This is a genomic window from Streptomyces sp. NBC_00414 (genome assembly GCF_036038375.1).
Lineage (GTDB): Bacteria > Actinomycetota > Actinomycetes > Streptomycetales > Streptomycetaceae > Streptomyces.
Window position 1 is genome coordinate 1259907 of record NZ_CP107935.1, and the last position, 24663, is coordinate 1284569.

The 24663-nt window shown below is 71.1% G+C and carries 23 protein-coding genes; 14 read left to right on the forward strand and 9 right to left on the reverse strand.

The genetic code is table 11. The features are described 5' to 3' along the window. Positions 1–40: 40 nt before the first annotated feature. Positions 41–832 (reverse strand): fibronectin type III domain-containing protein, encoded by a 792-nt coding sequence (locus OHS59_RS05540; RefSeq protein WP_328492268.1) that lies wholly within the window; start codon positions 830–832, stop codon positions 41–43. 10 nt (positions 833–842) lie between these two features. Beyond that, on the reverse strand, positions 843–1448 hold the full coding sequence (locus OHS59_RS05545) for a hypothetical protein (protein ID WP_328492269.1): 606 nt from the start codon (positions 1446–1448) through the stop codon (positions 843–845). A gap of 300 nt (positions 1449–1748) precedes the next feature. Between OHS59_RS05545 and OHS59_RS05550 the strand changes: the two genes are divergently transcribed. After that, positions 1749–3806 carry a galactose-binding domain-containing protein gene (locus tag OHS59_RS05550; protein ID WP_328492270.1) on the forward strand — a complete coding sequence of 686 codons (2058 nt, stop codon included), beginning with the start codon at positions 1749–1751 and terminating at the stop codon, positions 3804–3806. A gap of 35 nt (positions 3807–3841) precedes the next feature. Continuing rightward, positions 3842–4450 (forward strand): TetR/AcrR family transcriptional regulator, encoded by a 609-nt coding sequence (locus OHS59_RS05555; RefSeq protein ID WP_328492271.1) that lies wholly within the window; start codon positions 3842–3844, stop codon positions 4448–4450. Positions 4451–4496: 46 nt separating this feature from the next. On the opposite strand, the gene OHS59_RS05560 is transcribed toward OHS59_RS05555, so the two are convergent. Next, positions 4497–5255 carry a LysR substrate-binding domain-containing protein gene (locus OHS59_RS05560; protein ID WP_328492272.1) on the reverse strand — a complete coding sequence of 253 codons (759 nt, stop codon included), beginning with the start codon at positions 5253–5255 and terminating at the stop codon, positions 4497–4499. Positions 5256–5292: 37 nt separating this feature from the next. On the opposite strand from OHS59_RS05560, the gene OHS59_RS05565 reads away from it, so the two are divergent. Both OHS59_RS05565 and OHS59_RS05570 read left to right on the forward strand, forming a co-directional pair. Next, complete coding sequence (locus OHS59_RS05565; protein WP_328492273.1) at positions 5293–5700, forward strand: DUF5997 family protein; 408 nt, start codon at positions 5293–5295, stop codon at positions 5698–5700. Between the two features lie 84 nt (positions 5701–5784). Then, positions 5785–6810 (forward strand): LLM class flavin-dependent oxidoreductase, encoded by a 1026-nt coding sequence (locus OHS59_RS05570; RefSeq protein WP_328492274.1) that lies wholly within the window; start codon positions 5785–5787, stop codon positions 6808–6810. Positions 6811–6884: 74 nt separating this feature from the next. Here the strand turns inward: OHS59_RS05570 and OHS59_RS05575 are convergent, their stop codons facing one another. After that, entirely contained in the window at positions 6885–7193 is a 309-nt protein-coding gene (locus tag OHS59_RS05575; RefSeq protein WP_328492275.1) for a GNAT family N-acetyltransferase, read from the reverse strand. 373 nt (positions 7194–7566) lie between these two features. Here OHS59_RS05575 and OHS59_RS05580 point away from each other — a divergent pair, with 373 nt between their 5' ends. After that, on the forward strand, positions 7567–7833 hold the full coding sequence (locus OHS59_RS05580; protein WP_328492276.1) for a hypothetical protein: 267 nt from the start codon (positions 7567–7569) through the stop codon (positions 7831–7833). Positions 7834–7891: 58 nt separating this feature from the next. On the opposite strand, the gene OHS59_RS05585 is transcribed toward OHS59_RS05580, so the two are convergent. Next, a complete protein-coding gene (locus OHS59_RS05585) occupies positions 7892–8173 on the reverse strand; it encodes a hypothetical protein (RefSeq protein WP_328492277.1) in 282 nt (93 codons plus the stop codon). A gap of 381 nt (positions 8174–8554) precedes the next feature. Here OHS59_RS05585 and OHS59_RS05590 point away from each other — a divergent pair, with 381 nt between their 5' ends. The 5 genes from OHS59_RS05590 (at position 8555) to OHS59_RS05610 (ending at position 13674) form a co-directional block, all read left to right on the forward strand. After that, positions 8555–9229: a response regulator transcription factor gene (locus tag OHS59_RS05590; protein WP_328492278.1), complete on the forward strand. Its 675-nt coding sequence runs from the start codon at positions 8555–8557 to the stop codon at positions 9227–9229. Between the two features lie 8 nt (positions 9230–9237). Then, positions 9238–10965, forward strand: coding sequence for a hybrid sensor histidine kinase/response regulator (locus tag OHS59_RS05595; protein ID WP_328492279.1), 1728 nt, complete (start codon positions 9238–9240; stop codon positions 10963–10965). Positions 10966–11014: 49 nt separating this feature from the next. Continuing rightward, positions 11015–11236, forward strand: coding sequence for a hypothetical protein (locus OHS59_RS05600; protein ID WP_328492280.1), 222 nt, complete (start codon positions 11015–11017; stop codon positions 11234–11236). Positions 11237–11291: 55 nt separating this feature from the next. Further along, complete coding sequence (locus tag OHS59_RS05605) at positions 11292–11858, forward strand: antibiotic biosynthesis monooxygenase (protein WP_328492281.1); 567 nt, start codon at positions 11292–11294, stop codon at positions 11856–11858. Between the two features lie 151 nt (positions 11859–12009). Beyond that, a complete protein-coding gene (locus tag OHS59_RS05610; RefSeq protein WP_328492282.1) occupies positions 12010–13674 on the forward strand; it encodes a hypothetical protein in 1665 nt (554 codons plus the stop codon). Positions 13675–13763: 89 nt separating this feature from the next. On the opposite strand, the gene OHS59_RS05615 is transcribed toward OHS59_RS05610, so the two are convergent. The 3 genes from OHS59_RS05615 to OHS59_RS05625 form a co-directional block, all read right to left on the reverse strand. Beyond that, positions 13764–15608 (reverse strand): HAMP domain-containing sensor histidine kinase, encoded by a 1845-nt coding sequence (locus OHS59_RS05615; protein WP_328492283.1) that lies wholly within the window; start codon positions 15606–15608, stop codon positions 13764–13766. Then, complete coding sequence (locus tag OHS59_RS05620) at positions 15605–16318, reverse strand: response regulator transcription factor (RefSeq protein ID WP_328492284.1); 714 nt, start codon at positions 16316–16318, stop codon at positions 15605–15607. Before OHS59_RS05620 ends, OHS59_RS05615 begins: the two co-directional genes overlap by 4 nt. A 166-nt stretch (positions 16319–16484) precedes the next feature. Continuing rightward, positions 16485–17252 (reverse strand): L,D-transpeptidase family protein, encoded by a 768-nt coding sequence (locus OHS59_RS05625; protein ID WP_328492285.1) that lies wholly within the window; start codon positions 17250–17252, stop codon positions 16485–16487. Between the two features lie 297 nt (positions 17253–17549). On the opposite strand from OHS59_RS05625, the gene OHS59_RS05630 reads away from it, so the two are divergent. From OHS59_RS05630 to OHS59_RS05645, 4 genes are all read left to right on the forward strand, one after another. Continuing rightward, positions 17550–18932 (forward strand): endo-1,4-beta-xylanase, encoded by a 1383-nt coding sequence (locus OHS59_RS05630; RefSeq protein WP_443061386.1) that lies wholly within the window; start codon positions 17550–17552, stop codon positions 18930–18932. A 172-nt stretch (positions 18933–19104) separates the two neighbouring features. Next, the gene (locus OHS59_RS05635; protein ID WP_328492286.1) at positions 19105–19551 is read left to right on the forward strand and encodes a PPOX class F420-dependent oxidoreductase; all 447 of its coding nucleotides are present in this window, start codon (positions 19105–19107) and stop codon (positions 19549–19551) included. Positions 19552–19709: 158 nt separating this feature from the next. After that, positions 19710–20876 (forward strand): S1 family peptidase, encoded by a 1167-nt coding sequence (locus tag OHS59_RS05640; protein ID WP_328492287.1) that lies wholly within the window; start codon positions 19710–19712, stop codon positions 20874–20876. 321 nt (positions 20877–21197) lie between these two features. After that, a complete protein-coding gene (locus OHS59_RS05645) occupies positions 21198–23642 on the forward strand; it encodes a GH92 family glycosyl hydrolase (protein WP_328492288.1) in 2445 nt (814 codons plus the stop codon). 78 nt (positions 23643–23720) lie between these two features. On the opposite strand, the gene OHS59_RS05650 is transcribed toward OHS59_RS05645, so the two are convergent. Next, positions 23721–24548: a DUF1206 domain-containing protein gene (locus OHS59_RS05650; protein WP_328492289.1), complete on the reverse strand. Its 828-nt coding sequence runs from the start codon at positions 24546–24548 to the stop codon at positions 23721–23723. Between the last annotated feature and the right edge of the window lie 115 nt (positions 24549–24663).

Sequence of the window (24663 nt, forward strand, 5' to 3'; positions counted from 1 at the left end):
TCCTGCTTCTACCATCCTGGTCCCGCCCCTGTCAGGCGCGTTATTGATCAGTCGAGGCGCCGGTGGTCAGCCGCACCACGTTCGACAGCGCGCCGTGGGTGAAGGCCCGGACCCGGTAGGACGCCCGTTTCTCGGTGGGCAGGGTGATCAGGCCCGCGGAATTGACGTCGGGTTCGAAGACCGCGACGGGCGCGTAACCGGAGGCCTCACCGGAGCCCTTGGAGATGCGGGACTCCAGAAGAAACCCCTTCTCGTCGGACGCGTGGTCCGTCCATGTGAACAGAATGCCGTTCGCATGCTTGACCACGGCTCTGAATCCGGTGGGTGCTCCGGCGCCTGTGGGCCGCAGGGGCAGACCGGGGGAAGTCCGCTCCGGGTCCGTGCGGGCGGGCAGCCAGTCGTGGCTGGAGTCCTCGTCCGCCGACGTCAGCTCCCCCGCCGGCAGGGTGACGCCCACCGGCTTCGAAGCGGGGCCGACAAAAGCACGCAGCCGGTAGTGGAAGGTCGTGTGCGGCATCAGATCGGGGTGCCGGTAACTCGTCACCTGAGGCGGCAGGTACTGCAGGACGGTGTACGGGCCGGACGCGTCCGTCGCGAATTCGAGCAGGTGGCCCGACGCATCCGAACCGCCGCCCTGCCAGCGCAGATCGATGTCCGTGGGCGAGGTGCGCTCGGCGCGCAGCACGACGCCCGAGGCGCCGCTGTCCGTGGCGGGACCGCCGCCGTCCGCCGCCGTGCGGGGTGTGTCGCAGGCCGACAGCGCCGGGCCGAGGACAAGGGCGAGACCCAGGACCAGGGCTGCCGGCGCCGCGCCGCGTACGGGAACTCTCATGTGCTCTTGGCTACTTGCGCCAGAAGTGGACGTTGCTCCACACGACGGTGGCCGGGCCGTTGCCGCTGTTGGTGCGGTAGGCGCCGAACTTGTCGTAGAAGCTGCCGCCGGGGCTGGCGTAGGTGTGCTTGAGTGAGCCGTTGATGTAGGTGCGGTGCGAACTGCCCACCTGGTGAACGGTGTTGACCCGGACGGTGGCGCCGACCGTGCCGGCGTTGGACAGGGTGTCGCCGCCGTGGACCGCGTACAGCCGCCCGCCCCGTTCGGCGGCGAGCATGAAGTAGGGGCCCGCCGCCGACTCGTTGAAGGTCTGCTTGAGGCTGATGCGGGTGCCGCTGAGGCTGCTGATCCGGAAGTAGCCCTCGAACTGGCGGGTGCCGCCGGTGTAGGTGGCGTACCGCCGCTCGGCCCGCTGATCTCCACTGGCGGTGGAGCAGGTGAGCTGGAAGGTCAGTCCGTCGACCTGTCCGCAGCCGCGCTCCTGCACGGTGTAGGTGGGCGAGACCGACGTCCAGCCGCCCGGCTCCACTTCGGCGAAGGCGGTGGGGGCGGCGGCCAGGAGGGATGAAGCGCACACCGCACCGGTCACGGTGAGCGCTTGGAAGCGCGTGAGCATGTCGGCTCCTTGAGTGGGGGGTCGCTGGCCGCTCGATTTCACATGTATGAACACTGGCTGTGTTTTTGAACGGCTGACTTGGAAGGTAGGACTAGACCAAGTGCGCGTCAAGAGGTGCGTACGTGCGGGCCGGTGGGGGCTGGCCACGCAGTTCCCCGCGCCCCTCACGGCACCCGCCGGGCCATCAGGTCATCCGTCCCGGACTCTTGACTCTCTTCACGGCAGTCGGGATTCTCGTCGCAGCGTTTGCACGAGTCATGACAAGTGGCGTGCCGTCGACCGAAGACGTGGGTGATGATCATGACCCGACAGCCTCTCCACCGGCGCAGGCCCTTCACGGTCCTGTCGCTGCTGCTCGTCGTGATGGCCATGGCGCTCGGCCCCACGCCCAGTTCCGCCGCCGGGACGGACTGGTGGAACCCGACCGCGCGGCCCGCGCCCGACTCGCAGATCAACGTCACCGGGGAGCCCTTCAAGGGCACGGACTCCCAGGGCGAGGTACGCGGATTCGTCGACGCGCACAACCACATCATGGCCAACGAGGCCTTCGGCGGCCGGCTCATCTGCGGCAAGCCGTTCTCGAAGGCGGGAGTCGCCGACGCCCTCAAGGACTGCCCCGAGCACTACCCCGACGGCTCGCTGGCCATCTTCGACTTCATCACCAACGGCGGTGACGGCAAGCACGACCCGGACGGCTGGCCAACGTTCGAGGACTGGCCCGCCCATGACTCGCTGACCCATCAGCAGAACTACTACGCCTGGGTCGAGCGGGCCTGGCGCGGCGGCCAGCGCGTCCTCGTCAACGACCTCGTCACCAACGGTGTGATCTGCTCGGTCTACCCCTTCAAGGACCGCAGCTGCGACGAGATGACCTCGATCCGGCTGCAGGCGAAGCTGACGTACGACATGCAGGACTACATCGACGCGATGTACGGCGGCCCGGGCAAGGGCTGGTTCAGGATCGTCACCGACAGCGCGCAGGCCCGCGAGGTCGCCCAGCAGGGCAAACTCGCCGTCGTCCTGGGCGTCGAGACGTCCGAACCCTTCGGCTGCAAGCAGATCCTGGACATCGCGCAGTGCGACAAGGCCGACATCGACGCCGGTCTCGACGAGTTGTACGACCTCGGGGTGCGCAGCATGTTCCTGTGCCACAAGTTCGACAACGCCCTGTGCGGGGTCCGTTTCGACGAGGGCGGCCTCGGTACGGCGATCAACGTCGGCCAGTTCCTGTCGACGGGCACCTTCTGGCAGACGGAGAAGTGCGCGGGCCCGCAGCACGACAACCCCATCGGGGGCGCGGCGGCACCGGGCGCGGAGAAGGAACTGCCGGCGGGCGTCGACGTACCGGCGTACGACGAGGACGCGCAGTGCAACAAGCGCGGGCTCACCGACCTCGGCGAGTACGCCGTGCGCGGGCTGATGAAGCGCAAGATGATGCTGGAGATCGACCACATGGGGGTGAAGGCCACCGGCCGGGCCCTCGACATCTTCGAGGCCGAGTCCTACCCCGGAGTCATCTCCTCGCACAGCTGGATGGACCTGAACTGGACCGAGCGGGTCTACCGGCTCGGCGGCTTCATCGCCCAGTACATGCACGGCTCCGAGCAGTTCGGCGCGGAGGCCGCGCGGACGAAGGCCCTGCGGGACAAGTACGACGTGGGCTACGGCTACGGCACCGACATGAACGGCGTCGGCGGCTGGCCCGCCCCGCGTGGCGCGGACGCCTCGAACCCGGTGCGGTATCCCTTCCGCAGCACCGACGGCACCGCCGTGCTCGACCGGCAGACCACCGGGCAGCGCACCTGGGACATCAACACCGACGGCGCCGCCCACTACGGGCTCGTCCCGGACTGGATCGAGGACATCCGCCTGGTCGCGGGGCAGGGAGTCGTGGACGACCTGTTCCGGGGCGCCGAGTCCTACCTCGACACCTGGGGCGCGACGGAGCGGCACAGGGCGGGGGTGAACCTCGCCAAGGGCGCGCCCGCGTCGGCCAGTTCGTCGGAGTCGAGCGTCTTCACCAGTTACGCGCCCGGCCGGGCCGTCGACGGCGACACCGGCACCCGCTGGGCCAGTGACTGGAGCGACGACCAGTGGCTGCGGATCGACCTCGACTCCACCAGCACGGTCAAGCGCGTCACCCTCGACTGGGAGCGCGCCTACGCGAAGTCGTACCGCGTGGAGGTCTCCGCCAATGGCACGGACTGGCAGTCCGTGTGGTCCACCACCACCGGGGACGGCGGCCTGGACACGGCCCTGTTCTCCGGTGTGACCGCCCGCTACGTTCGCGTCCACGGGGTGGAGCGCGGCACCGACTGGGGCTACTCCCTGAACGAGGTGGGCGTCCACAGCAGCTGACGCCCACCAGGAGAGAACAGCGCGAAAGGGATTCCATGGCACGGATGCCGTCGGCCCAGCGGCGGCGTCAGCTCACCGAAGCGGCCATACGCGCGATGACCCGGGACGGCGTCCCCAGGACGACGACCCGGTCCATCGCGGCCGAGGCGGGCGTGTCACTGAGCGTCTTCCACTACTGCTTCGACTCCAAGCAGGCGCTGATCGAGTCCGTCATCGAGACGATCACCGGTCACTCGGTCACGGTGGTGCGCGAGGCGATCCGGCCGAAGGCCACCCTGCGGGAGACCGTCGCGGCCGGTTTCCAGGCCTACTGGGACCATGTGGCCGCCCACCCGGGCGAGCACATGCTCACGTACGAGCTGACGCAGTACGCCCTGCGCCAGCCGGGTTTCGAGCATCTGGCGCGACGGCAGTACGAGCTGTACTCCGACACGTACGCCGAACTCATCGGGCAGCTCGGCCGGGAGATGGACTTCGCGCTGCGCGTGCCCGTGCCGGTGCTGGCCCGCTATCTGGCCGCCATGACCGACGGACTGACTCTCAACTTTCTCGTGCTCGGGGACGATTCGGCGTGGGCGGACATCCTCGACACGATCACCGACCACGTGGCGGGGCTCGTACGCGACACGGACGAGGTCTCTTGAGCCTGCGGGCCCGTGGGGGCTGCCCGCGCCCCCCGATCTGTACTGCTCAGCGACCGCGGGGCTTGCCTCGCTTGGCGCCCTTCGTGCCCTTCGTACCCGTCTTGCCGCCTGTCCTGGCCGCAGTGGGCTTGGGCTTGCGGCGGGGGGTGGTCTTCTCCGGGGCGCGGGCGGCCTTCGGCTCGGCCGCGGGCTGCGTGCGGCCGCGTGAGCTGTTGACGGTGCGGCCCCGGACGATGCCGATGAAGTCCTCCACGAGGTCCGTGGTCCGCTCCTCCGGCCACGACAGGGCGACCCGTGACTCGGGGGCGTCCGTCACCGGCCGGTAGGTGAGGTCCTTGCGGTGGTGGAGGCGGGCGATCGACTGCGGAACGACGAGGAGTCCCACTCCCGCCGCCACCAGGTCGACCGCGTCGGCCGTCGTGGCGGGGCGCTCGATCGCGGGGCGGCCCGGCAGACGCTCCCAGTCGAGGATGTCGTCCAGGGGATGCAGCACGATGTCGTCCGCCAGGTCCTCGGCACTCACCTCGTCCACCGCGGCCACGACGTGGTCCTTGGGGACGACGACCACGCTCGTCTCGGCGTAGAGGGGGATCGCGCTGAGATCCGTGCCGTCGACCGGCAGCCGGACCAGACCGGCGTCGGCGTCGCCGCCGCGCAGCGCGTCGAAGGACTCGCCGACGGACATCGCGAGGAGCTGCAGGGGAACGTCGGGCAGCCGCTCGTTCCAGATCCGCACCCATTTGCTGGGCGTCACTCCCGGGACATAAGCGAGCCGGAACGAAGGGGATTCTTCCGAGCCTGTCACCTGGCCAGGTTACCCGGCGTGGTCGGCGCTGGTTCACATGCTCGATACCCTTGCCGTTATGACGTCGCACGAGAACACCCAGACGATGAAGCCCGCGACCGCGGCGAAGAAGCTGGGTGTGTACCTAGAGGCCACACCCGCCGAGTTCCAGGAAGGTGTCGTCTCGCGCTCCGAGCTCACCGCGCTCCAGGCCGATCCGCCCGAGTGGCTGCAGGAGCTGCGGCGCACCGGACCGCACCCCCGGCCGGTGGTCGCCGCCAAGCTCGGCATCTCCATTTCCGGGCTCGCCCGCGGCGGGGTGACGGACGCCCTCACCACGGACGAGATCGAGGCGCTGAAGAAGGACTCCCCGGAGTGGCTCCAGAAGGAGCGCGCCACCCAGGCCGAGGTCCGCAAGGAGACGGCCCGCATCAAGGACCTCAAGGACAAGAAGGCCGAGCGGTAGCAGCCGAGCGGTAGCAGCCGAGCCGCAGTAGTCAGCAAGCAGCAGTCAGCAAGCAGAACTCGTGCCGGACGCCGGAGGAGCCCCGTGCCGCTGCCCTCACACCCGTTGCGGAAGCTGGGCTTCCTGACCATCGGCCTGTTCGACGAGGCCGATCCCCGCGCGGGCCACGAGTCCACGCTGGAGATCATCGAACTCGGTGAGCGGCTCGGCTTCGACAGCGCGTGGCTGCGCCACCGCCATCTCCAGTACGGGATCTCCTCCCCCGTGGCAGTCCTGGCGGCGGCCTCGCAGCGCACCTCCCGTATCGAGCTGGGCACCGCGGTCATCCCGCTGGGCTGGGAGAACCCGCTGCGGCTGGCCGAGGACCTGGCCACGGTCGACATCCTGTCCGGGGGCCGCCTCAATCCGGGCGTCAGCGTCGGACCGCCGATGCACTTCGACCAGGTCAAGGACGCCCTGTATCCGGACACCGCTGACACCGAGGACTTCGGTTACGAACGGGTGAGCCGCCTGCTGGACTTCGTACGCGGCAAGCCCGCGACCGACTTCAGCGGCGTCGAGGGCTTCGAGGTGTTCTCGGACCGCGTCCAGCCGCACGCCGCCGGGCTGGGCGGCCGGCTCTGGTACGGCGGCGGCAGCCTGCGGTCGGCCCGGTGGGCGGGTGAGCACGCCATGAACTTCCTGACCAGCAGTGTCGTGAAGGCGGAGGAGTCCGAGGACTTCGCCGAGATCCAGCTGTCCCACGTACGCGCCTTCCGCGCCCACCACCCCGACGGCGACCGCGCCCGCGTCTCCCAGGGACTCGTCGTCATCCCCACCGACAGTGCCACTGCCGAGCAGCGCGCGAAGTACGAGGCGTACGCCGAGAAGCGGACCCCGCGCACCGCGACGCCGCACGGTCCCGCGCGTCTGATGTTCGCGCCCGATCTCGTCGGGACCTCCGCCGAGATCGCCGAACGGCTGTACTCCCAGGCCGCGTTCCGGGAGATCGACGAGGTCGCGTTCGCGCTGCCCTTCACCTTCGAGCACGCGGACTACGTCCAGATCCTCACCGACATCGCCACCGGCCTCGGCCCGGCACTGGGCTGGCGGCCCTCGGCCGACCGCTGAGGGCGGTTCCCCGGATCCGACGCCCGATCCGACGCCCGATCCGGTGCCGAATCCCGCCGCTCAGACCCGGGCTCTCAGTCGCTGACGTTGCTGCGGGCCTGGTAGAGCAGGTCGCCGTACTCGGGGTGGCGGGCGATCCAACCGGCGTAGAAGGGGCAGGTGGCCAGCACCCGCAGGCCGGCGGCGCGCGCCTCGTCGAGGGAGACCCGGACCAGTGCGGAGCCGACGCCCTTGCCCTCGCACTGCGGGGTGACCTCGGTGTGGACGAACGCGATGAGTTCCGTCGTGCGGATGTAGTCCGCGAAGCCGGCGACCTCGGACGCTCCGTCGATCCGCGCCTCGTAGCGCCGCGCCTCGGGCGCGTCGCTCACTTCCACCGCCATGTCTCCTCCTTGCGTGACCTCGGTCGCCCCACGGTCGACCGAGGTCACGACCCTAACCCACGCGCGGTGGCCGAAAACCTTCCGGTGCACCCCCGTTGACCTGCCCGTACGCGGAGCCATCAGGTACCACGTGTGGTGGACGCGTCCGGCGGGGCGGGCCGCCGGCCGTGACCGAGCCCGCGCCTGCCTCTGCCTCCGCCCTCGATTCCTCCCATGCCGATGCCCGTGCCTCCGCGGGGCGCCCACGTATGGGTGACGAATGCGCGCCGACGGCACTTGCGGCACTGACCATGGCTTCAAGAGCGGCGTGGCCACGCGATCGTGGCCGGACCTCCCGCTCATGTGTCCATCACTTCTCCATCAGGGAGCAACCATGCGTGTGCGTACCATCCTTGCCGCCGGCGTCTTCGCCGCCACCGCGATCCTGGGCAGCGCCGGCACGGCCCTCGCCGACGGCCACCACGACGGCCGCGACGACGGCCGCAGCGACGGTCGTTACGAGGGCGACTTCCGCGCGTGCGGCGTGTTCGCCGGTGCCGGCGACGGCCATGCCTACTACGGCAACGGCTGCGCGGAGTCCCACTGGGAGGGCGACAACCAGCACTCGCAGTACGGCGGCGGCCACTCCTTCGGACGCTGACGCACCGTAGCGCTTCCGTTCGGGGAACGGCCGTCACGGCCGTTCCCCGATCCCGTCCTCATCCGTCGGCCGGCGCGCACGGCGACGGCACCGTCCGGTGATCGACCCCGGCAAAACTCGTCGCGGGCGCCGAGGAGGCGCGCTCGGACTCGTCGGTGAGGAACCCTGGCGAGGAGGCGCACGGCGTTCCGTGAGCTGATACGGCTCGGGCCCGCCGCCGTGCCCGCCGTCCGGCGAGGTCTGGCAGATGCGGGCCGGTGCTCTCGGTGCCGCCGGTGCTGTAGATGAAGGAGACGGCGCGCAGGTCGATGACGTACACGGATGCGCGCGGAGCGACCACCGCGTCCAGCCAGGTGCGTAGGCAAGCCGCGCAGGCCGGGTGGATGTCGGCGTGCGGTTCGACGAGGACCGGATCGTCCGCCCGCGGCCCCGTGGAGCGGGGTGTGTTCGACGGGCGGCGGCCACGAGGCCGTGGCGACGGGCGACAGGTCGAACACGCGCAAGCCGGTCCGCCCCGGGCCGCTGGCCCATGTTCCGGCCCGGGCCAGTGCGACGGTGTACGCTCCCCGCGCCGCACGGGCCCGTGCCGGAACTCCCCCCGTGTCGGCTCCCCCTTGAACCGCGGGTGCCTACTGTTCTACCTTCGCCACATGGTCGGGGCATCAACGCCCGCTCACCAGCGACACAACGAGCGGGCGGCAGTTGGGCCGGGTGGTGACGGTTGCGTCCACATCTCGCACTGATCGACGACGACCCCGACTTCGCACTGATGTGCCGTTCCTATCTGGAGCGTGAGGGCTTCACGGTCACCTGGGCCATGGACGCCCGGGCCGGCCGGGCCGTCATGTACGACGGCGGCGTGGATCTGGTCGTCCTGGACCTGGGGCTTCCCGACGGCAGCGGACTCGAAGTGCTGCGTGCCCTGCGGGCCACCAGCCGTCTGCCGGTCATCGTCGTCAGCGGGCGCGGCCACGAGACGGACCGGGTGGCCGGCCTGGAGATCGGTGCGGACGACTATCTCGTCAAGCCGTTCTCGCAGCGGGAGCTGGTGGCCCGGATCGGGGCCGTGCTGCGCAGGTCCCTGCCACCGGAGACCCCCGCCGTCCTCGACGTGGGGTCGCTGCGCGTCGACACCGCCGCGTGCCTGGCGAGCGGTACGGGCGTCGCGCTGACACTGCGGCCCAAGGAGTACGCCCTCCTGGAACTCCTCGCCCGCTCCCCCGGCCGCGTCTTCTCCGCCGAGCAGTTGCTGGAGCAGATCTGGGGAGCGTCCTGGCAGCAGTCCGCGACCGTGATCGAGCACGTGTACCGGCTGCGCGGAAAACTCGCCCGACTCCCGGTGCCCGCCCCGAGGATCACCACGGTGCGCGGCTACGGGTACCGCCTCGATCCCTGAGAGCCGCCGTGTCCACGACCAGTCCGTCGAGCAGCCCGTCGAACAGTCCGTCGAGTGATCCATCGGGCGGCCCCTACTCCGTCCCGGATTTCCGGCAGCTCTTCGAATGCGCGCTCTCCCCGTTGCTCATCCTGGCCCCGGACTTCGTCATCGTGGAGGTCAACCGCGCCTATCTCACGGCCACGGGCAGAGAGCGGGACATCGTAGGGCGCCTCATCTTCGACGTGTTCCCCGACAACCCGGACGACCCCTCGGCCGACGGCGTCGCCAACCTGCGCCGGTCGCTGGAGACGGTGGTGGGCACGGCCCGGACGGACACCATGGCGCTGCAGCGGTACGACATCCCGACGGGCGAGGACGCCGACGGCGGGACCGGTTTCGTCGAGCGCTGGTGGAGCCCGGTCAACACCCCGGTCCTCGACACCGAGGGCCGGGTGACGCACATCATCCACCGGGTCGAGGACGTCACCGAGTTCGTGCTGGTGCGACGGGCCGGACGTGAGAAGGAACGAGCCGCCGCCGAGGAACGGACCCGCGCGGAGGGCATGGAGATCGACCTGTTCGTCCGCGCGCGGGAGATCCGGGAGGTCAACGAGCAGTTGCGGCGGCTCAACGGCGACCTCGACGCGGCGGGACGCCGGCTGCGGGAGGAACAGCGCGCCAAGGACCGGTTCATCGCGACGCTCTCGCACGAACTGCGCAACCCCCTGGCCGCCGCCACCGCTGCGACCGAACTGCTGGCTCTCGACACACCCGGCGGCCATCCCGCCCTGGCCGTCCTGGAACGGCAGCTGGGCATCCTGGCCCGGATGAGCAACGACCTGCTGGACGGCACCCGCGCGGTGACCGGACGGCTGGAGCTGGTGCCCGAACGGATGGACCTGCGCTCGGCCGTCGAGAGTGCCTGCGCCGACATCCGGGGCCTGTTCGGACACGAGGGACGCGTGCTGGACGTGCGGCTGCCCGACGATCCGGTGCTCGTGGACGGCGACCGGCTGCGGCTGGCCCAGGTACTGACCAACCTCCTGTCCAACGCGCTCAAGTACACGCTGCCGGGCGGCCGTACGGCCATACACCTGTCGGCCGGGGAGGGGCAGGCGCGGCTCAGCGTCCAGGACGACGGGATCGGTTTCGAACCCGCGCAGGCCGAGGAACTGTTCGGGGTGTTCATGCGGGCCGCCCCCGCCGGGCCCCAGACCCCGGAGGGTCTCGGCCTAGGTCTCTCGGTGGTCCGCACCATCGTCGAACTCCACGGTGGCCGGATCTCCGCGCACAGTGACGGTCCCGGCACCGGTGCCTCGTTCACCGCCCTGCTGCCGCTGGCCGAACCCGGTGACGCTCCTCCGCCGGCCCGCCCCGTGACCGCCCGTCGTGGGCGGCGGCAGCTGGCCGTCCTGGTCGTGGAGGACAACACGGATCTCGCCGCGACCTACCGCACGCTGCTGGACCGCCAGGGGCATCACGTCACGGTCGTCCACACGGGCGCGGACGCCGTCACCGCCGCCGAGAGCCGGCTCTTCGACGTCGTCGTGTGCGATCTCGGACTGCCCGACATGGACGGCTACGAGGTGGCCCGTACCGTGCGGTCGCGCCCGCAAGGTGCCTCGCTGCGGCTCATCGCGGTCTCCGGCTTCAGCCGGGGCACCGACCGTGCGCGGTCCCGCGAGGCCGGATTCGACGCCCACCTGGCGAAACCCCTGCCGCTCGCGGACCTCCTGGACCTCCTGGAGCCCTGACCGCCCGAGTCACCCGGGTCGGAAGGGCTTGTGGGGGTACCCGTATCTCATGACTGACGTTGTGGACTCCGACGAACTCCTGCGCCGTATCCAGCGGGCCCGCTCCTGGGCCGTCCGGGAGGAGCAGACGTGGAAGGCGCGGAGCGAGGAGCTGAAGACCGGCGATCCGGACAGCTCTCGCGATGCCGAGCTGCGCGGACACACCTATGAGGCCGTACGCAAGGCGCTGGACGAGATCGTCACCCCGGGTGTGCACGACACGGACGGCTGAACCCGCTTCGCCGCTCCGTGCATGACCCGCCCGGCGCATGGAACCCGTCGTGGTCATGAGCACCACGCGACTCCCGTGCGCCGAACCCGTCACCACGGTCTTCACCTGGCAGGTACGTCCCGGCCGGGAAGCCGACTTCGAGGAGTGGACCCGAGGCGTCGCCGACTGCGTCTCCCGGTTCCCCGGCAGCCAGGGGGTGTCCTGGCTGCGCCCGGAACCCGGGCACCGGTTCCACGCGGTGCTCCGCTTCGCCGATCCGCAGCGGCTCACCGACTGGCTGATCTCGCCCGAGCGCGCGGAGTGGCACGCGCGGATCGAGGGCGTCGCCACCGAGGTCCGTGACGAACGCCAGTCGACGACCGGGATGGAGAGCTGGTTCCGGCTCCCCGGCACCACCGTGAAGGCCCCGCCGCGCTGGAAGATGGTCCTGACGACGTTCCTCGGCGCCTATCCGATGACGTTCCTGATCCAGTGGCTGGTGGCGCCCGGTACGGCCGCGTGGCCCCTTCCGCTGCGCGCCGCCGTCTTCCCCCTCGTGCTGCTGCCCGTGCTCACGTACGTGATCATGCCGGTGCTCAGTCGGATGCTGCGGTTGTGGCTGTACGGCACACCTGACGACTGATGCCGTGACAGGTCCGGCTCCGGCCCGCGTCACACGTGTGCCGCATCCCGTTGGCGGCGTTCGGCGCGGGCGCTTAGAAAGGTCGAACAGCAACTCTCGGGCCGCACGTCCGGGCCACGACAGCGACTGCACCCTTCGTAGGGAGCCGAGTATGACAACCCGTTCGCCTTTCGACGCCGATCGACCTGGCATATCACCCGAGAGCGCGGTCGACGCCCCCATGCCGCCGCCGCCCGTCTCCGCCCCCTGGCACGCCGTGCCGGACGAGGCGCCGGACAGAGCGGCGCGCAGAGCCGAGCGCCGGTACACCGACACGGGCGACCGCCGGTACGCCGGTCCGGCCGACGCCGTCGAGCACCGGTACGCCGACCCGGCCGACGAGATCGATCATCTGTACCCCGACCCGGCCGACGAGGTTGACCACCGGTACCCCGACGAGGCCGACAGGGCCCCCCGGCGCTACACCGCCCCGGTCGACCGGGCCGAGCACCGGTACGCGGAACACGCCGACCGGGCAGACCGGACCGAGCACCCGTACGAGGAGTCGGTCGAGGAGACCGACCCCCGGTACGCGGAGCCGGCCGAGGAGGCCCGCCGCCCGTACCCCGACCAGGTGGACCGGGCCGAGCACCGGTACGCGGAGCCGGCCGAAGAGGCCCGCCGTCCGCACCCCGACCCGGCCGACGAGACCCGCCACCAGCACCCCGACCCGGCGGACGAGGTCGACCGGCGGCGCCCCGACCCCGTCACCGAGTTCGACAGGAAGTACCCCGACCAGGCCGAGATCGAGGCCGATCCCGCGTACATCAACCCGGTCGACGGACTGGTGCACACCGCGGTGGCCGACCGGCCGCTTGAAGAGGTGATCGAGCTCATCGAACTGCTTGAGCAGTCACCGGAGTACGCGCGGGCCACGGTCGACGCGCTGCGGGCGGTCGGCACGGACCGGTCCGTGGAGGACGTGAGCCGGCTGGTGGCCCTGCTGACCCGGCCGCCGAGGAACGCCGACAGCGCCGACGAGGCGATCCGCGCGGCGGCCGAGGGCCGGCCCGTGGAGGACGTCACCCGGCTGATGGCACTGCTGCACCGGCCCCCGCTGGAGCCCCACTGCGGTGAGGCCGCGGTGCGGGCGGCGGCCACCACCCGGCCGGTCCAGGAGCTCGTGGAGCTGATCGGCCGCATGGCCCAGGAGCAGGGCGTACGCGAGGGCCGCCACCAGACGAAGCCGGCGACACGCGAAGAGGTGAAGGCGGCCGAGGCGGCGCGGGCGGCGTCGGGCAAGGACGGGGCCCCCTCCGGGGACCGGCTGCTCGCCGAGGGCGGCACCGTCGCCATCGGCCGTACGGCCCGGGCACGCCGGAACCCGCCTGCGAAGGGCGTCGACTCCCCCGCCTGGCCGCGGTGGGCCGCGCTCCTGATGCTCGTGGTCTGCGCACTGGCCCACTTCCCGCCGCACCGGGACGGAGCCTCCGCCGGCGCCTACGGATTCGTCCTCGGCTCCGCCGTTCTGTGCGCCCTGCTGGGTCTGGCTCTGGTCCGCCGGAGCACGGTGCCGGTGCTCGCGCTGGGCATCATGGTCCCGGCGGCGCTCGCCGTGGCCCAGCTCCTGGAGGGCCGTGTCGAGTCGCGCGGCCTGTCCAGGGCGCTGGACCTGACCCTCGCGCCGCAGTGGCTCGCCGGTCTCACGGCCGTGCTCGCCGCGCTGGCGGCCCTGACGGCGCTGGTCTCTCTCCTGGCCTCGTCGAGGCCCCGCCCGCGACCCGACGTACGACAGCTGGCCGGGCAGCCGGCCGGATCGGACCGGGTGGCGGACTGACCCGCCCCGAAGGCTCCGAGCCCGGTTTCCGGGCATGAGCGCAACGGCGGCTGTCCGGCACCCTCGGGTGCCGGACAGCCGCCGTTGCGTCAGCGGGCGTCGGGGAGCCGCAGGGTGAACACCGAGCCTGCTCCGACCTCGCTGGTGACCGTGACCGTACCGCCGTGGGCGGTGACGAGCTGGCGCACGATGGGCAGCCCCAGGCCGCTGCCGCCGGTGCGTCTGCTGCGGGACTTCTCCGCCCGCCAGAACCGGTCGAAGACGCTGCCCAGATCCTCCGGGGCGATCCCGCCGCCGGTGTCGGCCACCTGGAAGCGGACCTCGTCGCCGTGGCGTCCGGCGGAGAGGGTGACGGTGCCGTCGGCGGGGGTGTGCCGGATCGCGTTGGACACCAGGTTGCCGAGCGCCTGTCGCATCCGGAGCGGATCGGCGTCGAGCCAGCAGCCGCCGTCCACGGCCGCGCGCAGGCCGACACCCGCCGACCCGGCCGCGACGCGGTGCGCCGCGACGACCTGTTCGAGCAGTTCGTCGGCGCGGACCGGTTCGCGGTGCAGCACGAGCGTGCCCGCCTCGGCGGCCGCGAGGTCCTGGAGGTCGTCGATGACCCGCTGGAGCACCAGAGCCTCCTCGTGCAGGGACGCGAGCAGTTCGGGGTCCGGGTCGACGATGCCGTCGCGGGCCACCTCGAGCCAGCCGCGGATGTTGGTGAGCGGCGTGCGCAGTTCGTGGGCGATGTCGGCGACCATCGCCTTGCGCTGTTCCTCCATGCGTTCGCGGCGCTCGGTGAGGTCGTTGAACGCCACGGCCAGGATGCCCGTCTCGTCCTGCGTGGTCACGGGCACGCGTACGTGCTGCTCGGGCGGCTGCTGGGCGGCGTGCGTCAGGGCGCGCAGAGGTCGTACGAGCCGGCCCGCGACCAGGGCGGTCGCGGCCACCGTGAGGGCGAGGACGAGCCCGGCGACGCCCGTGACCTTGGCCTTGTTGGCGGCCGACATGTCGAAGTGCGGGACGGCGCCGTCGGCGTGGCCCAGGAACAGTTCGGCGGTCGGGGCCACATAGGGTGTGAGCTGCCGTCGGCGGGCGCTGTCGACGCACGTCTCGGCCTTGTCGGCGCTCTCCGCCCGTGCGGCGGCGGTGCGGTCCACCCCCTGCGTCAGGGACGCCTTGACGAGATAGCGGGCCATCACGGAGCGACTCGTGAAATCGACGGTGATGCCGAGGGGCGAGGTGAACTCGGCTCCGGCGCGGTCCAGGCAGTCCTCGGCGTAGGCCGTGAGTTCGGCCAGGGCCTTCTTCTCCGTCGCGGTCGGGGTGTTGAGCACGCCGTCGGCGCACGGTGTCGGCACCTGGCCCCCGTCGACGGCTCCGTCGGCGTCGGTGAGGACGGAACGGCCGCTGGGCAGCCTCGTGATGACGGTCTCGACGCCGTTGCCCGCGAAACAGATCCGCCGCTTCTCCGCCAGCAGTGCCACGTGCTCCCGCTCCGCGCGGGGGAGCCGGTACGGCCCCACCGCGCGCGGATCGATGCCGGTGACCTGCGCGCCGGGTTCGGTGAAGGTGTCGGTGCGCAGTGGGTCGACCGCGGCGGCGGCCCGGGGCGGCAGAGCCGTGTTCCGGGTCGCGGAGTCCGCGATCGGAGTACGGTCCGGGGTCGTCAGGGCGATGCGCCGGCCGGTCTCGTCGGAGAGCGTGCGGACGGTCCTGCGGACGCCCGACCAGTCGCGGTGGGTGGCCGCGTAGCCGCTCAGCTGCCGGAGGATGTCCATGTCCTCGGCCAGTACCTGGCCCTGTTCCTCCTGGATCGCCCGGGTCGTCGTCTCGACCGCCAGCCAGGCCGTCGCGGCGACGGAACAGATGGCGATCAGCACCGAAGTGATCAACAGCCGTACCAGCAGCCTCTTGCGCACCGGTATCCGCCGGCCCGTCCGGTTCACCCGGGGCCCCCGCCCGCCCCGTATCCGCTGAGTTTGTAGCCCACGCCGAAGACGGTCAGCAGCCGGACCGGTCTGCGCGGGTCCGCCTCGGTCTTCTTGCGCAGGTTCATGATGTGCACGTCGACGGCCCGCTCGGTCGACGCCCGGTCGATACCCCGTGTGCGGCGCAGCAGTTGCTGCCGGGAGAAGACCCGGTCCGGCTCGGCGGCCATGGCCAGCAGGATCTCGTACTCGGCGGGTGTGCAGTCCACCGGCGATCCGTCGCACACCACCTCGTGCCGTACGGGGTCCACGGCGATCCCCGCCGCCCGTACGACCGGGTCGTCGCGGTGCCCGGAGGTCTGCCGTCCGCTGCGGCGCAGGACGGTGCGGACACGGGCCATCAGTTCGCGCGGACTGTACGGCTTGGTCATGTAGTCGTCCGCGCCGAGTTCGAGGCCGAGCAGGACGTCCTCCTCCGTGGAGCGGGCGGTGAGCATGAGGACGGGGATGTCGTCGTCACGGCGCAGCGCCCGGCACACGCCGAAGCCGTCGATCACCGGCAGCATCAGGTCCAGGACGACCAGGTCGGGCCGGCGTTCCCTGGCCGCCGCGAGCGCGGCCCCGCCGTCGTGGACCACGGTGGCGGTGTGTCCTTCGCTGAGCAGGGACCGGCGTATCAGCTCGGCCTGCTTCTCGTCGTCCTCGGCAACCATCACGTATGCGCACACGAGGCCAGATGCTAGGCGCAGGCAGACGTGGCGCGGCCCTGTGCGCGGGGGTGTGAGGGGCTTCCCACGTCCTGACATCTTCCTCACAGGCGGCTGGTGGCGGCCCGGTCCCGTGCGCACGGGTGCGGGTGCGGGTGCGGGCGGCGGCAGCCGGGGGCGGTCTCCTTCAGCGTCCGAGCGCGGCCGCGTGGCCCATGACGATCACCGGACGGCGGGCCGGGTCCAAGGCTCTCAGCAGGGCCTTCATGTGTTTCTCCGCCAGGCTGACGCAGCCCTGGGTGGGGCCGCCGTGGTCGACGTGGACCCAGATACCGCCGCCCCGGCCGGCGCCGAGGGGCCGCGTCCAGTCCAGCGGTGTGGTGCCGGGCTCGCGGTTGTAGTCGATGGCGATCACATAGTCGAAGGAGCCGGCCAGGGGCTCGCCCTCGAAGCCCGTTCCGTCCACGGAGAAGCCGCCGGAGTGGTCGTACGGGAGCCGGGTGCCGGGGTCGCGGCGCAGGCCGCCCGCGTCCGTGAGCGTGTACACGCCGACGGGTGAGCGGAGATCTCCGATCACATGGTGGTCGGTCCAGCCCTTGAAGGCGTTGTGCGCGGGCCAGCGGGTCCCGGCGTGCCAGCCGGACGCCGTGCGCTCGTACAACACCGCCGTGGACACCGAGGAGTCGCGCCCCCGGCCCGTGACCACGAGCACCTGGCCCGACTTCGGCGGGATCTTGGCCGATGTCCTGGGGCCCAGGCCGGGCAGTCGCCGCGGTGCCGCGTCCAGGGAGAGCCGGGGTGCGGGTGCGGGCCTGGCCGCGCCGGACCCGGTCGTCTCCGCGCCCGGTGTGCGGTCCGTCGTCCTCGCCGCTCCGGCTCCGCAGCCGACGAGGAGGAGGGAGGCCGCCAGGACTGCGGCGGGACGGCGTCCGGCGCCGCGCTTGCTCGTGATCATGCGTCGACCCTGACCGACACATATGAGGAAGTTGTCAGGCGCGCGGGATCACTCACCCGTCGCGCTCCCACCCCGCTTCGAAACATTCGATCGACTTGACGATTATTCAGGGCAACATAGGCACAACACGGCTGCAGGGCAAGGGTCTCCGGGTGACACATGAGGCGGCCCCACCATCTTGAGCCAACCGGAATCCTTTGCGGCAAAGCCCGTTGACGACCTGTATGACCAGCCGTAAGGTCTCCGCAGCAATTCGGAAACATGCTCGAAACTTTCGATGCTCCAGAAGGGGACGACATGCTCACCCGTACGTTCACGGACCACACGGCCACGCCTCCGCCCCGCCGGTCCCGCACTCGAAGAGCCCTGGTGTTCGGCATGGCGAGCCTGCTCGCCGCGGCCGGCGTCACCGCTCTCGCGGGAACGGCCACGGCGGCCAGCACGCTCGGTGCCGCGGCGGCCGAGAAGGGCCGCTACTTCGGCACCGCGGTCGCGGCCAACCACCTGGGCGAGGCCGCGTACGCCTCGACGCTCGACACGGAGTTCAACTCCGTGACCCCGGAGAACGAGATGAAGTGGGACGCCGTCGAGCCCAGCCGCAACTCCTTCTCGTACGGATCCGCCGACCAGATCGTCAGCCGTGCCCAGAGCAAGGGCATGAAGGTCCGCGGGCACACCCTCGTCTGGCACTCCCAACTGCCCGGCTGGGTCGGGGGGCTGGGCGCCTCCGACCTCAGAACGGCGATGAACAACCACATCACCCAGGTCATGACCCACTACAAGGGCAAGATCCACTCCTGGGACGTCGTCAACGAGGCCTTCCAGGACGGCAGCAGCGGCGCCCGGCGCAGCTCGCCCTTCCAGGACAAGCTCGGCAACGGCTTCATCGAGGAGGCGTTCCGCACCGCACGGGCGACGGACCCGGCCGCCAAGCTCTGTTACAACGACTACAACACCGACGGGGTCAACGCGAAGAGCAACGCCGTCTACAACATGGTGAAGGACTTCAAGGCACGCGGTGTGCCGATCGACTGCGTGGGCTTCCAGTCCCACTTCAACAGCGCCTCCCCGGTGCCCGGCGACTACCGGACGAACCTGCAGCGCTTCGCCGACCTGGGCGTCGACGTGCAGATCACCGAGCTGGACATCGAGGGCTCCGGCTCGGCGCAGGCCACCAGCTACACCAACGTGGTGAACGCCTGCCTCGGCGTCTCCCGCTGCACGGGGATCACCGTCTGGGGCGTCACCGACAAGTACTCCTGGCGTGCGAGCGGCACACCGCTGCTGTTCGACGGCAACTACGGCAAGAAGGCCGCCTACACCGCCGTACTCACCGCGCTCGGCGGCTCGGGCGGCGGAGGCGGGGGTGGCAACGGCGCCTGCACGGTGTCGTACAGCAGGACGAACGAGTGGAGCGACCGGTTCAACGGCCAGGTGACGGTGACCGCGGGCAGTGCCGCCATCACGAGTTGGACGGTGAACGTCACGGTGACCTCTCCGCAGAAGATCTCCACGACCTGGAACGGCACGCCCAGCTGGGACTCCAGCGGCGACGTCATGACCATGAGGCCCAACGGCAACGGGAACCTCGCGGCCGGAGCGTCGACGAGCTTCGGGTTCACCGTCATGAAGAACGGCAACTCCGCCGCTCCCACGATCGGTTCGTGCAGCGCCTCCTGAACAGCCCCTGAACAGCCCCTGATGGTACGGAGAGCGTGGCGCGGCGGTTCCGGTCGCCGCGCCACGTCCGGCTTCCCGGAGTACCCCCCTGGGCGGCGGATACGCATGAGCCCGCGTGAGCCTGTCCGGACAGGATGGAATGCCCGGCGGTGTCACGGGCGTTCCCCAGCGCATGACCGATGACACCGGCCCAGGCCAGAACGCACTGCTCCGACTCCTCTGCGAGTACGACGGCGGGGTGCTGACGACCATCAGGCGCGACGGGCGCCCTCAGCTGTCGAACGTCAACCACGCGTACTACCCCGACGAACGGATCGTGCGCGTGTCGCTCACCGACGGCCGCGCCAAGACGCGCAATCTGCGCCGCGACCCGCGGGCCTCGTACCACGTGACCAGCACGGACCGCTGGGCCTACACCGTGGCCGAGGGCATCGCCGACCTGTCACCCGTGGCCGCCGGCCCCGGCGACGAGACGGTGGAGGAGCTGATCCGGCTCTACCGGGACGTGCAGGGCGAGCATCCCGACTGGGACGACTACCGCGCGGCCATGGTCCGGGACGCCCGTCTCGTCCTGAGGCTGCACGTGGAGCGCGCGTACGGCATTCCGCTCGCCCGCTGACCGCCCCACCCGCTGACACCTCGCCCGCCGACAACCCCTGTTTTTGGTCTGTACCTGACGATGGTCTGCCGCTAGGCTCTGCCCCGCATTCCATGAGAGCGCTCTCATAGTTCAGCTGTTCCGCCCCCACCTTGCTGGAACAACGAAGGGCTATCGCCTTGAGACGCACCACGACCCTGAGCACCGGCCTGGCCTCCCTCCTCCTCATCGGCTCCTGGGCAGCCGTCGGCACCGGATCCGCCTCGGCCGCCGCCGCCCCCGAAGCCGCCCCCACCTCGAAAGCCCCCGCCTCCGACGCCCTCATCGACGCCATGCGCCGGGACTTCGGCCTGACGAAGGCCGGAGCCGAGGCACGGCTCGCCGCCGAGAAGACGGCGACCGCCGCCGAACCGAAGGCCGAGCGCGCGGCCGGCGCCGCGTACGGCGGCTCCTGGTTCGACGCCGACAGCGGGAGGTTGACCGTCGCCGTCAAGAGCGGCGCGTCCGCCGCCACCCTCGACTCGGTACGCGCGACCGGGGCGAGCGTCCGCACCGTCAAGTACAGCGCACGGCAGCTCGACGCGGCCAAGACGCGCATCGACAAGCTGGCCGCGCCCGAGGGCGTCAGCAACTGGTACGTCGACGCCGAGTCGAGCTCGGTCGTCGTCGGCGTCGTCGCCGCGCAGCGGGCTGACAACGATGTCCGCAAGTTCCTCGCGAAGGCGCGGACCGCGGGTCCCGTCACCGTCGAGGAGACCAGCAAGGCACCCGAGACCTTCGCGGCCGGGACCGTCGGCGGCGACCCCTTCTACACCGGCAACGTCCGCTGTTCCATCGGCTTCTCGGTGCACGGCGGCTTCGTCACCGCCGGGCACTGCGGCGGGGCCGGGCAGGGTGTCAGCGGCTGGGACCGCTCGTACATAGGCAACATCCAGGGCTCGTCGTTCCCCGAGAACGACTACGCCTGGGTCAACGTCGGCAGCGGCTGGTGGACCGTGCCCGTCGTGCTCGGCTGGGGCACCGTCTCCGACCAGCTCGTGCGCGGCTCGAACGAGGCGCCGGTCGGTGCCTCCATCTGCCGGTCGGGGTCGACCACGCACTGGCACTGCGGCAATGTGCTGGCCAAGAACGAGACGGTCAACTACAGCCAGGGCGCTGTGCGTCAGATGACCAAGACCAGTGTCTGTGCGGAGCCGGGTGACTCGGGTGGCTCGTTCATCAGTGGTGACCAGGCTCAGGGTGTCACGTCGGGTGGGTGGGGCAACTGCTCCACCGGTGGTGAGACGTGGTACCAGCCGATCAATGAGATTCTCAACCGGTACGGGTTGACGCTGCACACGGCGTGATCCTGCCGGGTGGGCTCCGCCGCCGGCAGGTGGCGGGGCCCTTCCCCACCGGCCCTGTCCGTGCGGACCTCGGCGATGCGCGTCCGCGCGGGGTGATGACGTGCGCGGGTCGCTGGAGGCTGGGCGCGCCGTTCCCCGCGCCCCTTGCGGGGGCTCCGCGGGCCATGTGCTGCGGATTCACCGGCCGTTCACCAAGGTTGCCGCTTCCGTCGGTTCGCGGCGCGTCCCGGCGGCCTACGCTCGTCGGCGGCACTTCGTGGGGTCGGTCCGTCGTCCGGCGGCCGATCCCGCCGTCCGTTCTCACGGAAGGTCCCCTCGCACATGGTCCTCAGATCCACCGCCGTGTCGCGGCGGTTCGGCACGAGAGCCGCCGCTCTCACGCTGACCACCGCGCTCGCCGCCGCACTGCCCGGCCCGGTCTCCTCCGCGGCCGACGCGACCGCCACGCCGGCCCGCCCCACCGCGTACGTCGATCCGCTCATCGGCACGGCGAACGGAGGCAACACCTACCCGGGTGCCAACCTCCCCTACGGCATGATCGGCTGGTCGCCGACCAGTACCAGGGGCGACCAGACGAGCACCGGCGCGGCCAACGGCTACGAGTACGGCGCGACCCGGCTGCGCGGGCTGAGCCTCACCCACGTCAACGGCGCGGGCTGCAACCCGGGCGCCGCCGGCGACGTACCGATCATGCCGTTCGTCGGGGACGTCACGTCGTCGCCGTCGGCGGACACCAAGGACGCCGTCTACGCGGCGAACTTCTCGCACGCCGACGAGCGGGCCGTGCCGGGCCGCTACTCCGTGGGGCTCGATTCCGGGGCCCGCGCGGACCTCGCGGTGTCGCAGCGGGCCGGTGTCGCCGACTTCTCGTTCCCCGCCGACAAGCCCGCCAGCCTGCTCTTCCGGGTGTCCAACTCGCTCAACGGCAGCGAGGACGCCCAGGTCGAGATCGACCGGGCGAACCGCAAGGTGACCGGGTCGGTGCTGACGGGCGCGTTCTGCGGCCGGCGCGCCAACGGCGGTACCAACAACCGCAAGAGTTACTACCGGCTCTACTTCAGCGCCTCCTTCGACCGCGCCTTCTCGTCCGCGGGTACGTGGAAGGACGGCACCCTCTCCCCCGGTGCCACCACGGGCAGCGGCGGCGAAGGGTACGCCACCGGCGCCGATCGCGCGGGACGTGGTTCCGGCGGGTATGTCGGCTTCGACACCGGGTCCGACAACGATGTCCACATGCGGCTCGGCATCTCGTACGTGAGTCTCGCGGGAGCCGAGGCGAACCTCCGCGAGGAGATAGCGCCGAAGGCGAGCGTCGACCAGGTGGCGGCGGCCGGGAGCCGGGCCTGGGACCGTGAGCTGCGGTCCGTGCGGGTCGGGGGCGGCAGTGCGGCCCAGCGGACCGCCTTCTACACCGCGCTGTACCACTCCCTCCAGCAGCCCAACCTGGTCAGCGACACCGACGGCCGCTATCCGGGCATGGACGGCAAGGCGCACCGGATCACGCGCGGGCAGGGGGCGCAGTACAGCAACTTCTCGGGCTGGGACCAGTACCGGGCGCAGATCCAGCTGCTCGCCCTGCTGAAGCCGCGTATCGCCGGGGACTTCGCCCAGTCGCTCTACAACTTCGCGCGGCAGAACGGCGGGGTCTGGGACCGGTGGGTGCACATCAACGGCCCGACCCATGTGATGACCGGCGATCCCACGGCGGCCACGCTCGCCACCTTCTACGCCATGGGAGTGCGCAACTTCGACTACCGCGGCGCCTTCGACTCACTGGCGAAGCAGGCCACCGTGCCGCATCCGGACGGGCTCTCCGACGCGGGCTGCCCCGGCCAGTGCACCGGCCAACGGCCCAACCTGGCCCAGTACATGGCCTCCGGGTACGCGGCGCAGGACGTCTGCCACTGCTGGGGCGGCGCAGCCGAGACCCTGGAGGACTCGGTCGCCGACGACGCGCTCGGCCGCTGGGCGAAGCTGCTCGGCCGTGACGGGCAGGCCGCCGACTTCGCCGAGCGGGGTGGGTGGTGGCGCAACGTCTTCAACCCCGCCGCGACGGACGGGGCGGGCACCGACGGGTACATCCAGGCGCGCAACCTGGACGGTTCGTGGGTCACGCCGTTCAGTCCCGGCAGCGACCGCGGGTTCGCCCAGGGCACGAGTGCCACGTACACCTGGATGGTGCCTCAGGACGTGCAGGGGCTCGCCGAGGCGATGGGGGGACGTGAGGTGGCCGCGAGCCGGCTCGACGGCTTCTTCCACAAGGCCGACGGGTCCTGGTCGGTGAAGGGCGGCGACGCGCTGCGCTACGACCCGACCAACGAGCCCGGCATCCACGCCCCCTGGCTCTACAACGCGCTCGGTCAGCCGTGGAAGACCCAGGCGACCGTCCGGCAGATCGTCGACACCGTCTACGGCACGGGCCCGACGGGGCTGCCCGGCAACGACGACCTCGGCACCATGTCCGCCTGGTACGTCTTCTCGGCGCTCGGCGTCTACCCGCAGACGCCGGGCAGCGCCAACCTGCTGCTGGGCGCGCCGCTGTTCCCGCACGCGGTGGTCGACCGGCCCGGCCGCGACATCGTCATCGACGCCCCGGCGGCCGACGCCACACACGCGTACGTCGGCGGAGTCCGGCTGAACGGCCGTACCCACGACCGGTCCTGGACGGACGGCGGCCTCCTGCGGACGGGTGGCACGCTCAAGTTCACTCTGGCCACGGAGCCGAACACCCGGTGGGCGACCGCGCCCGCCGGACTGCCCCGCTGATCAGCTGCCCGACATGGGTGTGGCCCCGGATCCGGACGGATTCGGGGCCACACTCGTGTGCTGTCTCAGTTGTTCCGGTCAGACCTTGCGGTACCTGGCCATGGCGAACGAGAACACCCCGAAGAGCATCAGACCGACGGCTATGAGCACCAGCAGCCACGGCCCCACCGGGGTCTCGGTGAAGGAGCGCAGGGTGTCGTCCATGCCCTTGGCCTTGTCCGGCTCGTAGTCCCAGGCCGCGCGGACCGCGAAACCTCCGGCGACGGCGAACACCAGACCACGGGCCACACCACCACCGACGCCGGTCACGTCGACCGTCTGGCGCACCTTGCGTGACATCTCACCGAGCTTCATGTGCTTGTGGTACTTGCGGCGTGCGGCCTGCACGACCATCCAGACGCCCGCGCACAGGATCACCACGCCGGCTATGGCCACGAGCCACCGTCCGGCGGGCAGCTCCATGGCCTTGGCCGTCGCGTCCTTGGACTTGCCGTCGCTCGAACCGCTGCCGCCCGCTCCGGCGGCGAAGGAGATCACGGAGTAGGCGACGAAGCCGTAGAACACGGCCCGTGCCGCCGACGCCACCCTCTTCTTCGCCTTGTCACCGTCGGGGCCCGCGGCGCCGAAGACCGCCTCCGACAGGCGCCAGAGCGCCATGCCGACCAGTCCGACGCCCAGCGCCCAGAGCACCACCTCGCCGAAGGGCTTCCCGGCGACCTCCTGGAGCGCACCGCCCTGGTCCGCCTGCTTGCCGCTGCCGCCGAAGGCGATCTGCAGCGCCAAAAGGCCCACCAGCAAGTAGATGACACCGCGCGCGGTGAAACCCGCCCGCGCCGCCCCCTCTATCGCCGGGGCGGCCTTGCGCTTCCCCGCCCGGCTGCCTCGTGTCAACGTGCTTGCGTTCATCATTGCCTCCCGTCTCCGATTGCCCCGGCTCGGCCGTACGACACCCGGCGGGCCCCGCTGGGCGGTACGTCCCTTTTTCGAAGCGGATCGAAGGGATCGAACATACGATGGGCGT

Bases quoted from the DNA above. Each gene is read 5' to 3' on its own strand.
- OHS59_RS05540 (WP_328492268.1), bottom strand. From the start codon at position 832: ATGAGAGTTCCCGTACGCGGCGCGGCGCCGGCAGCCCTGGTCCTGGGT.
- OHS59_RS05545 (WP_328492269.1), bottom strand. From the start codon at position 1,448: ATGCTCACGCGCTTCCAAGCGCTCACCGTGACCGGTGCGGTGTGCGCT.
- OHS59_RS05550 (WP_328492270.1), top strand. From the start codon at position 1,749: ATGACCCGACAGCCTCTCCACCGGCGCAGGCCCTTCACGGTCCTGTCG.
- OHS59_RS05555 (WP_328492271.1), top strand. From the start codon at position 3,842: ATGGCACGGATGCCGTCGGCCCAGCGGCGGCGTCAGCTCACCGAAGCG.
- OHS59_RS05565 (WP_328492273.1), top strand. From the start codon at position 5,293: ATGCTCGATACCCTTGCCGTTATGACGTCGCACGAGAACACCCAGACG.
- OHS59_RS05575 (WP_328492275.1), bottom strand. From the start codon at position 7,193: ATGGCGGTGGAAGTGAGCGACGCGCCCGAGGCGCGGCGCTACGAGGCG.
- OHS59_RS05580 (WP_328492276.1), top strand. From the start codon at position 7,567: ATGCGTGTGCGTACCATCCTTGCCGCCGGCGTCTTCGCCGCCACCGCG.
- OHS59_RS05600 (WP_328492280.1), top strand. From the start codon at position 11,015: ATGACTGACGTTGTGGACTCCGACGAACTCCTGCGCCGTATCCAGCGG.
- OHS59_RS05605 (WP_328492281.1), top strand. From the start codon at position 11,292: ATGAGCACCACGCGACTCCCGTGCGCCGAACCCGTCACCACGGTCTTC.
- OHS59_RS05610 (WP_328492282.1), top strand. From the start codon at position 12,010: ATGACAACCCGTTCGCCTTTCGACGCCGATCGACCTGGCATATCACCC.
- OHS59_RS05625 (WP_328492285.1), bottom strand. From the start codon at position 17,252: ATGATCACGAGCAAGCGCGGCGCCGGACGCCGTCCCGCCGCAGTCCTG.
- OHS59_RS05630 (WP_443061386.1), top strand. From the start codon at position 17,550: ATGCTCACCCGTACGTTCACGGACCACACGGCCACGCCTCCGCCCCGC.
- OHS59_RS05635 (WP_328492286.1), top strand. From the start codon at position 19,105: ATGACCGATGACACCGGCCCAGGCCAGAACGCACTGCTCCGACTCCTC.
- OHS59_RS05645 (WP_328492288.1), top strand. From the start codon at position 21,198: ATGGTCCTCAGATCCACCGCCGTGTCGCGGCGGTTCGGCACGAGAGCC.
- OHS59_RS05650 (WP_328492289.1), bottom strand. From the start codon at position 24,548: ATGAACGCAAGCACGTTGACACGAGGCAGCCGGGCGGGGAAGCGCAAG.